A 12501-nucleotide genomic window follows, 5' to 3' on the forward strand; every position below is an offset into this window, starting at 1 on the left:
GATGTCCGCAGATTCCGAAGTCTCCGTCGCGCCGAGCATCCATGCCTCGATCGCCCCGGCCCCGGCGCTGCGGCCCGATCGCCCCTATGCCCGCGACGAATTGCTGCACGAGCTGTTCGACGCGACCTGTCGGACGCGCGGCTGGACGACCGCGCTGAAGCTGATCGGCGCGGATGAGGAGTTCGATCGTTCGACCGAATGGACCTATGACATGCTGGCCCAGCGCAGCCTGTCGCTGGCGCATCGGCTGCGCGCCCTGGGGGTGGGTAAGGGCGACCGGGTCGTCCTGTGCCTGCCGCGCGGGCTCGACCAATATATGGCGATCCTGGGCGTGTTGCGCTCGGGCGCGGCCTATGTCCCGGTCGACTGGGGCTATCCGCAAGACCGCATCGCCTACATCATCGAGGATAGCGGCGCGGCGCTGACCATCACCACCGGTGCGCGGGCGGGGGAGATTCCGGGGGCGACGCTGGCGCTCGACGCCGAACTGGGCGATCTGGCCGCCGAACCGCCGGTCGCGATGGGGCGCGAGGTGACGGGATCGGACCGCCACGATCTGGCCTATATCATCTATACCTCGGGCACGACCGGGCGGCCCAAGGGGGTGATGATCACCCATGCCAATGCCTGCCACCTGGTCCGCTCCGAAAGCGCGATCCTGGCGCTGGAGCCGGGCGACATCGTGTTCGGCGGGTTCAGCCTGGCCTTCGACATGTCGGTCGAGACGATGTGGAGCGCGTTCTTCGTCGGTGCGAAGCTGCTCGTCGCGACCGATCCGCTGGCGGCCAGCGGCCCCGACGTCGCCATCGCACTGGCGGCGGAGGGGACGACGATCTGGCACGTCGTCCCCTCGCTGATCGCGCTGGTCGAGCATCCGGTGCCGACGCTCCGCCTGATCAACATGGGGGGCGAGGCGTGTCCGGCCGATTTGCCGCGTCGGCTCGCCCGTCCCGGACTGCGACTGCTCAACACCTATGGCCCGACCGAAACCTCGGTGACGGCGACCTGGACCGAGGTGCAGCCGGGCAAGCGCATCACCATCGGCAAGCCGCTGCCCGGCTATACCGCCTGGATCGTCGACGAGGCGCTTCGGCCGGTCGAGGCGGGGCAGGAGGGCGAGCTGGTGATCGGCGGCCCCGGCGTCGGTGTCGGTTACGTCAACCGGCCCGACCTGACCGCCGAGAAGTTCACCATGACCCCGTTCGACACCGTGTCGGGCGGGCCGGAGCGTATCTATCGCTCGGGCGACCTCGTCCGGCTGGATGCGGCGGGGGATATCGATTTCGTCGGGCGCATCGACACGCAGGTGAAGATCCGCGGCTTCCGCGTCGAACTGGCCGAGATCGAGGCGGTGATCGGCGAGGCGCCCGGCGTCGCGCAGGCGGTGGTCCACCTGTTCACCGACGCCGACGGCTCCGAGTTTCTGGCGGCCTTCCTGGTCGCCCGCTCGGGCGAGCCGATCGACACGGCGGACATCAAGGCGCGCGTCACCGAACGCCTGCCCAATTACATGCGCCCCGCCGCCTATCAGGTGATGACGGCGCTGCCGACCTTGCCCGCCTCGGGCAAAGTCGACCGCAAGGCGCTGGTAAAGCCCGAGATCACGGTCGATACCGGCCGCACGATCGAGCCGCCCGCCACCCCGATGGAGGAAAAGCTCTACGCCATCTGGACGGAAGCCTTCGCGCCGCAACCGGTGTCGGTGACGGATGACCTGTTCGAGGATCTGGGCGGCCACTCGTTGAAGGCCGCGCGGCTGGTATCGGCGGCGCGCAAGGTCCCCGGGCTGGAGGGGCTGTCGCTGGAAGACCTCTATGCCGCGCCGACCATCCGCGCGCTGGCGGTCCGGATCGGCGGCGCGGCGGCGGTCGCGGTGGTGACCGAGGACAGCTTCCACCGCGTCCCCGAATGGAAACGCTGGCTGTGCGTCGCGGCGCAGACGGTGGCGCTGCTGCCGGTCTATACCATTGCCGGGTTGCAGTGGTTCTTTCCCTATGTCGCCTATACGCATCTGGCCGGGCGGATGCCGCGTATCGACGCGCTGATCCTGAGCGCCCTGTTCTTCACCATCGTGCCGGTCGCCTCGATGCTGTTCTCGATCGCGGCCAAGTGGCTGATCGCGGGGCGGTTCAAGGCGGGCGACTATCCGCTCTGGGGCGGGACCTATTTCCGCTGGTGGCTGGTGCGACGGATCATCGCGGTGACGGCGACCCCCTATCTGGCGGGGACGCCGATGATCCGGGGCTATTACCGGATGCTCGGCGCGAAGATCGGCAAGCGCGCCTATATCGGCAACGGCGTCATCGACACCGCCGATCTGTTCGCATGCGGCGACGATGCGATCGTCAGCGATCAGGCAGTGATGGCCACCAGCTCGGTCGAGCGCGGACTGCTGCGGCTGGGCACGGTGACGCTGGGCAATCGTGCGTTCGTCGGCGGGCAGGCGGTGGTCGGTCGCAACGCGGCGCTGGAGGATGACGCCATCCTCGACGACATGGCCGCGCTCCCGGCCGAGACGGTGATCCCGGCACGCCAGCGCTGGACGGGATCGCCCGCCGCCTTCGATCGGATGGTCGAGCCCGGCCAGGTGCACGCCAAGGCCAAGCGGACGGGGCCGTCGCTGGCCATCCTTATCGGTGCGCTGCTGCTGCCGATCATCGCCATCCTGCCGATCGCGCCGGGCCTGATCGCGCTGATCGAGCTGGACTGGGCGACCACCGGCTATGGCTATATGCTCGTCTCGCCGCTGCTGGCCGCGACCTATATCGTCATGATGTGCGTGCTGACCGTGCTCGCCAAGCGGTTGATCCTCGGGCGCGTCAAGCCGGGCGTCTATCGCCTCGATAGCTGGTTCTATGTCCGCTATTGGATGGTGCGGCAGATCAACGATCTGGCCCTGCGGCTGCTGCATCCGATCTTCGCCACGCTCTACGTCATCCCCTGGTATCGTGCGCTGGGCGTCAAGGTCGGGCGGCGGGCGGAAATCTCGACCGCCAGCGCCATCGTCCCCGATCTGGTCGAGATCGGGCCGGAGAGCTTCATCGCGGACTCGGTGATCTTCGGCGCGGCCAAGATTGGGCATGGCACCATCGAACTCGCGCATACCAGGATCGGCCGCCGCAGCTTCATCGGCAACTCCGCGCTGCTCCCCACCGGCGCGCAGATCGGCGACGAGGTGCTGATCGGCGTCCTGTCCAAGCCGCCCGAGGACCCGGTGTTGGCCACCGAGGCGGGCAGCACCTGGTTCGGCTCGCCCGCGATCAAGCTGCCGGTGCGGCAGGTCGCGACGATGTTCGACGAAGGTGCGCGCTTCAATCCGTCGCGCGGCCTGATCGCGACGCGCCTGTCGATCGAGGCGATCCGCACCACCTTGTCGTTGACGGCCTTTCTGGTGTTCTTCAGCGCTTTGCTGTCGGTGGTCGGCGATCTCGATGACCTGGAACGCGGCGGGCTGGTCATCATCAGCGCCTTCCCGTTCCTCTATGTCGGCTTTTGCCTCGCCTGCGGGGCGTTCGTGCTGGCGCTGAAATGGCTGGTCGTCGGGCGCTACAAGGCACGGACCGCGCCCTTGTGGAGCACCTTCGTCTGGCGGACCGAACTGGTCACCGCGACCTATGAGAACCTCGCCGTGGCCAATCTGCTCGAGCCGCTGCGGGGCACGCCCTGGATCGGCCTCTATCTGCGGCTGATGGGGGCCAAGGTCGGCAAGCGCTGCTATATCGACACCACCGACCTGACCGAGCATGACCTGGTGACGATCGGCGACGATGTCGCGCTGAACGACTATGCAGGCCTCCAGACGCATCTGTTCGAGGACCGGGTGATGAAGGTCGGCGCGATCACGGTCGGCGACCGCGCCACCATCGGGTCGCTGGCGATCGTTCTCTATGATGCGGAGATCGGGGCGGATGCGCAGCTGGGCGACCTGTCGGTCGTGATGAAGGGCGAAAGCCTGCCCGCCGGGACCAACTGGGAAGGCAGCCCGGCGCGGATCGTGACCGAGGGATGAGCCCCGTCTGGCATGACGGCCCGCTCGACACGCTGGCCTGGGACGGACGCTCGCCCATCGTGTGGCGCTGCGCCGATCCCGGCCGGGGCGAGCGGGCGTCGCTGGTGACGATGCTGTTGCGCGGCCTGTCGGGCGAAGACGCCATGTTGGCCCGTGATGGCGAGGGCAAGCCGCAGGTCCTGTCGCCAGGTGGCTGGTTTATCAGCCTTTCGGGGCGCGGTGGCCTCTGCCTGATCGCTGCCGCCCGGCGTCCCGTTGCCGTGGATCGTGAGGTGGTCGACGACGCCCCGCCCCTTTGGGACATGATGACGGCGCAGGAGACCGCGGCCGTACGTACCGCGTCCGAGGCCTATCGCGCGCGCCAATGGCTGCGTCGCTGGACGATCAAGGAGGCGCACGCCAAGCTGATCGGCACGCCCCGCCGCATCGCGCCGGAGGTGATCGAGACGCGGCTGATCGATCCCGTCCACGCAACGGCGGAGCATGACGGGCTGTCGCGTTGCTGGACCCGTGACCGTGGTGAGGCGATCGAGACGGTCGCGCTCTGGGCAGACGCGGCATGACCCAGCTTCGGGTCCGGCCCTATGGCGAAGCCGATCGCACGGGCGTGCTGGCGATCTTCGACAGCAACCTGCGCGAATATTTCGGGGCGGGGGACCGGGAATGGCTGATCGAGACGCTGGACGAGCCGGACGGTCCGGGCTTCGTGGTGACGGTGGACGGCGAGGTCGCGGCGTTCGGCGGCTATGAGCTTTGGGAGCATTACAACAAGGCGCTGCTCTATTGGGGCATGGCGGCGCGACGCTATCACCGCTGCGGGCTGGGCAAGCTGCTGCTGTTCGAGCGGTTGCTGCATATCGCGCAATATGCCGACCCGCCGACCCGCTATGTCACCGTCGATACCTCGCCCGCCATCGCGCCTTTCTTTCGCCATTGCGGGTTCGAGGAAATGGCGGTCTGGCCCGAGGGGTATCGATCGGGCATGACGATGCACGAACTGCGCTTCGACCTGGCGGGCGTGACGGTCGCCGATCTGGCGGCGCGGCGCGATGCCGCGCACGGCGAGGCGCTGGCCCGGTTGGAGCGGCGGCCATGTTGAACGAACCGCTGAGCGCGGCGGCGCATGTCATCCAGCTGGCGCTGACGCCGATCTTCCTGCTGACGGCGGTGGGCGCGCTGCTCAACGTGTTCGCAACCCGGCTGGGGCGGATCAGCGACCGTATCCATGCCCTGAAGAAGGACGAACATGCCAGCCGCGCCGAGATGAACCGGCTGCGCCTGCGCTCGCGCACGCTGGACGTCGCGGTGACGCTGGCGGCGGCGGCGGGGGTGATGACCTGCTGCGCGGCGATCACCCTGTTCTTCGGCGTGCTGCGCGCGTCGGGGCATTCGGGGATACTGTTCCTGTTCTTCGGCGGGGGGCTGGTCTGTGCGGTCGGCGGCCTGACCTGCTTCGTGGCCGAAATCATCATGGCGGGCAGAACCCTTCGCGATGAGAATGACAGCGACTGAGTTTGGCATGACGCCGCCGTGCATGGCGTAATTGTCATACATGACCGCCTTGCCAGCACCCGCCCCCCTGGGGCAGCGTTGCTGCTCGTGTTGGGGGACAAGATTCATCATGCTCGTTAGCAAGCCGTCGACGGCGCTTTTGTGGGTTCTGGCGGCGTCACTGGTGGCGCCGGTCACGGCCCAAACGTCACCCGCGGTGCCTGCCCTGTCGTGGCAGGGTGCGGGCAGTGACCTGCCGTCCGATCCGGCGTGGCGCACCGGCATCTTGCCCAACGGCCTGCGCTATGCGGTCCGACAGGCGAAGCGGCCGCCCGGCTCGATCTCCGTGCGGGTCCGTATCGATGCGGGCGCGCTGATGGAGAATGACGAGCAGCAGGGCTGGACCCATCTGCTCGAACATATGGTGTTTCGCGGCACGAAGGACTTCGCCGATGGCGAGGGGGTGAAGATCTGGCAGCGCCTGGGCGCCAGCTTCGGCACCGATACCAACGCCTTTACGTCGCTGACCTCGACCACCTATGTCCTGGACCTGCCGCGCAGCGATGCCGCATCCTACGCACAGGCGATGAAGGTCCTGGCGCAGATGATGGGCAGCGCGACGATCAGTCCGGCCGCGCTGGAGACCGAGCGCAAGGTCGTCCTTGCCGAACGCGCGCTGCGCCTGCCGCCGATCGCGCAGAAGGTGCAGGCGGTGACGAACCCGATCATGCTGGCCGGGACCAAGGCGGCGGTACGCAACATCATCGGGACCGATGCTACCCTGTCCGCCGCCGATGCCGACCGGCTGCGCGCCTATTACAAGGCCTGGTATCGCCCCTCGCACGCGCAGGTGATCGTCGTCGGCGATGCCGATCCGGCCATGCTGGAGGCCGAGATCCGGCGGAGCTTCGGGGCGTGGCACGCGGTGGGCGCGGCCCCGCCCAAGCCCGATTTCGGCGCGCCGACCACACCCCCGCGCGACGCGGCGGCGGTGGTCGACCCGCAGATCGCGATGAGCGTCCATCTGGCCTATATCACCCGGCATGACGAGCGGCCGTGGACGATCGCGCGCCAGCAGCGGCAATATGAGAACTGGATCGCGCTGGCCGTCCTGAACCAGCGCCTGTCGAGCGAGGCGCAGAAGGGCGGGGCGCTGGTCGGCGCAGGGATGACGATCGGGGCCAGCCGCCATATCCAGGATCAGGTCAACCTCAGTCTGCGGTTCAAGCCGGGCCAGTGGAAGGCGGCGCTGAACCAGGCGACCGGCGTGCTGAACGGCGCGCTGGCCGGGCCGCCGTCGCAGGACGAGATCGACATGCAGGCGCTGCGCATCGCCACCACGCTGGACCAGCAGGTCGCCGGGCGACCGACCGCCACCTCGCCGGGCCTCGCCAATGGCTATGTCAACGATATCGACCAGGGCGACGTGTCCGCGCCCGAGACCTTCTACCGCGACCTGTTCGCCGCGCAGCGCAAGACGTTCACCCCCGCCATGGTCCAGGCGACGGTCCGGCGGCTGCTCGCCCCCGATCCCCGGCTGATCCTCTATTCCACCACGCCCGTTGAGGGCGGGGACGCGGCGCTGACGACGGCGCTGGCGGAAGCGCGCAAGGCGATCGCCATTCGCGAACGCCCGGTGCGCGCGGTGTCGTGGGACGAGCTGAAACTGCCCGGCACCCCGGCGACGGTGACTGCGACCCGCCGGATCGACGATCTGGGGGTCGAGCGCGTCACCCTGTCGAACGGCGTCGAGATCGCCATGAAGCGGACCGACTTCGAAAAGGATCGCATCCGCGTCAGCGTGTCGATCGGTCACGGCCTGATCGGCGAGGCACCGGGCGATCCCGGCCTTGCCTGGACCAGCGCGCAGTTGATGCGCAGTGGCGTCGGGCCGTTCAATGCCAACGAACTGACCCGCGTGCTGGCCGGACGCAACATCAGCTTCATCGCGGGCATGACCAATGACGCCCTGAAGGTCGACGGCAGCAGCGATCGCCAGAACGTCGCCGATCTCCTGAAGGTCATGACCGCCGGGGTCACCCAGATGCAGTACCGGGCCAACGGCATCGCCCAGTTCCGCGACGAGATCATGGCCAATTACCAGTCGGTCTACAGCCAGCCGGGCTCGGTTCTTCAGGTCTTCGGCAATCCCTATCTGTTTGGCGGCGACATGCGGTTTCGGGGCTACCCGCCCCGGACGGAGATCGAGGGGCTGACCCTGTCCGCCTTCCGCGACTATTGGGAACCACGCCTGTCGGCGGGGCCGATCAGGATCGTGGTGGTCGGCGATTTCGATCGCGACCAGATCGTCGATGCGGTCGCCAAGAGCTTCGGCACGCTGGCGTCGCGCATCGATAAGGGGGTGACCGCGGCACAACGCGGGGTGCGCCCGACGCCCCCTGCGGCTTCGCCGGTCACGCTCTACCACCGGGGCGATGCGGGGCAGGCGCTGGTCGCGCGGGTCTGGCCGGTGCAGGGCGTCCGGGCCGACGTGCCCTCCACCCGCGCGATGGACGTCGCCGCGACGATCATCCGCACCCGCCTGACCGAGGAGTTTCGCGAGAAGCAGGGCGGCTCCTATGCCCCGTTCGCCACGACCTATAGCCCGGTCGACCTGCCGAACTATGGCCGCCTGATGGTCGGGGCGCAGCTGGCGACGAACCGGATCGACGATTTCGAGCGGGTGCTGTCCGCGGCGCTGGCCGATCTCGCCACAAATGGTCCCAAGCCGGACGAGTTCGCCCGCGCCAAGACCACCATGCTGGGCGGTTTCACGCGGGCGCGGACCGAGAACGGCTATTGGCTGTCAGCCCTGGGCTTCGATCTGGACGATGCGTTCGAGGTCGACCTGATCCGACAGGGTGTCGCCACCCGCGAGGCGGTGACCGCCGACCAAGTGCGTGCCGTCCTTGCCCGGTTCGCGGGGCCTGCCCAACCCGGTTTCGAAATCCGCGTGCTGCCGGAGGCCAGCACGCTCCCGCCGACGCCTGTTCGGACCACTCAATCAGACTGACGAAGATAGTCGGTTTTACTCTGTTCCCGATCTGGCCCCTTATGTCGGTCTGACGGGCAGGGGCACGATGCCTTGCGCCTGCCCGACGAGTTGAACCGAGGAGTGGAAGATGGCGTCCCAGGTCGAAGACAATCAGGGCCAGAATCAGGGCGGTTGCCCCGTCGCCCATGGCGGCGGCGGCAATGGCCCTGGCAAGCGCGGCGGCGGTCGCGGCGGTCCCGGCAACAAGGAATGGTGGCCCGAGCGGCTCCGCCTGGAAGGGCTGAACCAGCATAACCCGCGGTCGAACCCGCTGGGTGAGAATTTCAACTATGTTGAAGAGTTTGCCAAGCTCGATCTGAACGCGCTGGTGGCCGATCTCCACGCGCTGATGACCGACAGCCAGGATTGGTGGCCCGCCGACTTCGGTCACTATGGCGGCCTGTTCATCCGTATGGCGTGGCACTCGGCGGGCACGTACCGCGTGACCGATGGTCGCGGTGGCGCGGGCGGCGGGCAGCAGCGTTTCGCGCCGCTCAACAGCTGGCCGGACAATGCCAATCTCGACAAGGCGCGTCGCCTGCTCTGGCCGATCAAGCAGAAGTATGGCGCCAGGATCAGCTGGGCCGACCTCTATGTGCTGACCGGCAACGTCGCGCTGGAATCGATGGGCTTCAAGACCTTCGGTTTCGCCGGTGGTCGTGCCGACACCTGGGAGCCCGAGGAACTGTACTGGGGTCCCGAGGGAAGCTGGCTGGGTGACGAGCGTTACTCGGGCGAGCGTGAACTGCACCCGGCGCTGGGCGCGGTGCAGATGGGCCTCATCTACGTCAATCCCGAAGGTCCGAACGGCACGCCCGATCCGGTCGCCTCGGCCCGCGACATCCGCTCGACCTTCGCGCGCATGGCGATGAACGACGAGGAAACCGTCGCGCTGAACGCCGGTGGCCACACCTTCGGCAAGACGCACGGCGCGGGCGATCCGTCCTTCGTGGGGCCGGAGCCCGAGGGCGCGGTGATCGAGGACCAGGGTCTGGGCTGGCGCTCCAAGCATGAGACGGGTCTTGGCGGCGATGCCATCACTTCGGGCCTGGAAGTCACCTGGAGCCAGACGCCGACCCGCTGGTCGAACAACTATTTCCGCAACCTGTTCGAATATGAGGACCAGTTCGAGCTGGTGAAGAGCCCGGGCGGCGCCTGGCAGTGGGAGGCCAAGTCCGCCCCCGCCGACGTGCCGCATGCGCACGACCCGTCGAAGAAGCAGCATCCGCGTATGCTGACCTCCGACTTGGCGATGATCAAGGACCCGGAATATCGCAAGATTTCCGAGCGCTTCTACAAGGACCCGGCTTATTTCGCCGAGACCTTCGCGCGCGCCTGGTTCAAGCTGACGCACCGCGACATGGGGCCGGTCGAGGGTTATCTGGGGCCGCTCGTGCCGCAGGAGCCGTTGATCTGGCAGGACCGCGTCGATCCGCTCGACCATCCGGTCGTCGATGACGCCGATATCGCCTCGTTGAAGGCGAATATCCTGGCTTCGGGTCTGTCGGTGCCGGCACTGGTCGGTGCGGCCTGGGCCTCGGCCTCGACCTATCGCCGGTCGGACAAGCGTGGCGGCTCGAACGGTGCGCGCGTTCGTCTGGCGCCGCAAAAGGACTGGGAGGTCAACAACCCGGCGCAGCTCGCCGAGGTGCTGGCCAAGCTGGAGGCGATCCAGGCCGACTTCAACGCCTCGGCCACGGGTGGCAAGAAGGTGTCGATCGCCGACCTGATCGTGTTGGGCGGTTGCGCAGCGGTCGAGAAGGCCGCCAAGGACGGCGGCGTCGAGGTCGCGGTGCCCTTCACGCCGGGCCGGATGGACGCGCGCGAGGACCAGACGGACGCCGAGTCCTTCGCGGTGCTCGAGCCGATGGCCGATGGTTTCCGCAACTATCGCCAGGGCTTCCAGTTCATGGCGCCCGAGGAAGCGCTGGTCGACCGTGCCCAGCTCCTCGACCTCAGCGGGCCGGAGATGACGGTGCTGGTCGGTGGCCTGCGCGTGCTGGGCGGTAATGCGCCGGGCGTGACCGAGGGTGTGTTCACCGACCGGGTGGGCACGCTGTCCAACGACTTCTTCGTCAACCTGCTCGACATGAACACCGAGTGGGAGCCGACCGACGACGACAACCGCTTCAACGGCCGCGATCGCCGCACCAAGGAGCATACCAAGACGGCGACCCGCGTCGACCTGATCTTCGGTGGCCACTCCGAACTGCGCGCGCTGGCGGAGGCCTATGCCTGCTCGGACTCGAACGCGCCGTTCGTTCGCGACTTCGTGAAGGCGTGGGACAAGGTGATGAACGCCGGTCGCATGGACATCTGATCCTGCGCGACGGGCAAAGGGAAGGGGGCTGTACCGCGAGGTACGGCCCCCTTCTTCATGGCTGTTCGACCCTCACCCTTCCGGTGTTTCGCACCTCCCTTCCGCTTCCATTGGGCGGAGAGTGCAGGTTGGGAAGGGTGAGGATGGTGTCCGTTGATCAGTCTTCGTCTTCGTCCATTTCGCGGTCGACCGTGTCCATGAAGTCGCGCGCGGCTTCCTTGTCTTCCTCGTTGTCGAAGGCCTCGTCCAGGTCGGGTGCGACGCCCAGCATATAGGCCAGGCACCAGAGCGCGAAGCGGCGGCCGCTGTCGCGTTCCAGCCCGAATTGCACGCGCAGCCGGTCGATCCCGGCGGACAGCTGGTCGGGCGTGAGGTTGCCGATATCCTCGGTGCCGAAGAAGCGGATAAGCAGTTGATCGAAATCCATGCCCGGTCATAGCCGAGCGGCACGCGGTGCCCAAGGGGCATCCGTGCGGGCGACGATCCCCTTCATTCCTCTCCTTGCAGGGGAGGTGGCGGGAAGCCCGCTCAACCCACCCGCAACGGGCCGTTCGCCACCGGCTCGCCGAAATCCGGCGTGCCGTCGGCGCGGTAGCGGAAATACTGCATCCGCGTATGGCGGTTGGGATCGAACAGAGGATCGCCCTTGATCTGCGCATAGTCGCGACCGTGATAGACCAGCACGTCGCGCCCGCGCTCGTCGACGGTGAAGCTGTTATGGCCGGGCCCGAAGACCTTGTTCGCGACCGATGTCTGGAAGACCGGCACCGGCGACTTGGACCAGTTGGCCGCATTCATCAGGTCTGCGTTGGCGTCACAGGTCAGGAGGCCCATGCAGTAGCGCGCATCGGTCGCGCTTGCCGAATAGGTCATGAACAGCTTGCCATTGCGCGCGAGCAGGGCGGGGGCCTCGTTGACCTTGAACCCCTGGACCTCCCATTCCAGCGTCGGGACCGACAGCCGAACCGGCTTGGCGGCGAGCGTCAGCGGCGTGGCGAGGGGTGCCAGGTACAGGTTGGAGTTCGTCGCGATCCCCGGCTCGGCCTGCGCCCAGGCGAGATAGCGGCGGCCCTTGTGCACGAAGCTGGTGGAGTCGAGGGTGAAGCTGTCCCATTCGGTCTGAAGCTGGCCCAGCACCGACCACTTGCCCGCCATCGGATCGGGGCCGTCGCAAACGACCGCGAAGGTGCGGATGCGGAACACGTCCTCGCCGCCACCGCTGGGGCCCGCCGCGAAATACATGATCCAGCGATTGTCGATCCGGTGCAGTTCGGGCGCCCAGATGAAGCCGGACATGGGGCCGCTCGCCAGGTGACGCCACAGCACACGCTCCGGGGCGGTCGCCAGTCCCGCCAGCGTCTTCGAGCGACGCAGCACCAGCCGGTCATATTCGGGAACCGAGCCGGTCATGTAGTACCAGCCGTCGGTGTGACGGAACACCTGCGCGTCGGCGCGCTGGCGGACGACGGGATTGACGATGGTGGGGGCGCTGCGGGCCTGAAGCACGGCGGGCGCGGCCATGGCGGTCGTCGCCCCGGCCAGGAATAAACGTCGGTTCAGCATGTCCCATCCTCCGCCACGGACCGCCGTCGCCGCGATTGGGGATCGGTGGTGCCTTATCGTTCCGGCCATTCGATGGTGGCCGCT

7 protein-coding genes and 1 pseudogene are annotated in these 12501 nt (G+C 67.6%); 6 read left to right on the forward strand and 2 right to left on the reverse strand.

The genetic code is table 11. The annotated features are described in order from the left end of the window. The first annotated feature begins 1 nt into the window (after position 1). The 6 genes from U1703_RS11525 (at position 2) to katG (ending at position 10854) form a co-directional block, all read left to right on the forward strand. A complete protein-coding gene (locus U1703_RS11525) occupies positions 2-4009 on the forward strand; it encodes a Pls/PosA family non-ribosomal peptide synthetase (protein WP_332785797.1) in 4008 nt (1335 codons plus the stop codon). Beyond that, positions 4006-4572: a 4'-phosphopantetheinyl transferase family protein gene (locus U1703_RS11530; RefSeq protein ID WP_332785798.1), complete on the forward strand. Its 567-nt coding sequence runs from the start codon at positions 4006-4008 to the stop codon at positions 4570-4572. The genes U1703_RS11525 and U1703_RS11530 overlap by 4 nt, the downstream gene beginning before the upstream one ends. Beyond that, entirely contained in the window at positions 4569-5108 is a 540-nt protein-coding gene (locus U1703_RS11535; RefSeq protein WP_332785799.1) for a GNAT family N-acetyltransferase, read from the forward strand. The genes U1703_RS11530 and U1703_RS11535 overlap by 4 nt, the downstream gene beginning before the upstream one ends. After that, positions 5102-5521, forward strand: a complete 420-nt coding sequence (locus U1703_RS11540; protein WP_332785800.1) for a DUF2721 domain-containing protein — start codon at positions 5102-5104, stop codon at positions 5519-5521. The genes U1703_RS11535 and U1703_RS11540 overlap by 7 nt, the downstream gene beginning before the upstream one ends. Before the next feature lie 163 nt (positions 5522-5684). After that, on the forward strand, positions 5685-8513 hold the full coding sequence (locus tag U1703_RS11545; RefSeq protein WP_332785801.1) for a M16 family metallopeptidase: 2829 nt from the start codon (positions 5685-5687) through the stop codon (positions 8511-8513). 109 nt (positions 8514-8622) lie between these two features. After that, positions 8623-10854 (forward strand): catalase/peroxidase HPI, encoded by a 2232-nt coding sequence (katG, locus tag U1703_RS11550; protein WP_332785802.1) that lies wholly within the window; start codon positions 8623-8625, stop codon positions 10852-10854. Positions 10855-11011: 157 nt separating this feature from the next. Here the strand turns inward: katG and U1703_RS11555 are convergent, their stop codons facing one another. Then, positions 11012-11281 carry a hypothetical protein gene (locus U1703_RS11555; protein ID WP_332785803.1) on the reverse strand — a complete coding sequence of 90 codons (270 nt, stop codon included), beginning with the start codon at positions 11279-11281 and terminating at the stop codon, positions 11012-11014. 113 nt (positions 11282-11394) lie between these two features. Beyond that, positions 11395-12375, reverse strand: a pseudogene (locus U1703_RS11560) (glycoside hydrolase family 43 protein); the annotation flags it as partial. Positions 12376-12501 lie beyond the last annotated feature (126 nt).

It is taken from the genome of Sphingomonas flavida (genome assembly GCF_036663655.1).
Lineage (GTDB): Bacteria > Pseudomonadota > Alphaproteobacteria > Sphingomonadales > Sphingomonadaceae > Sphingomonas.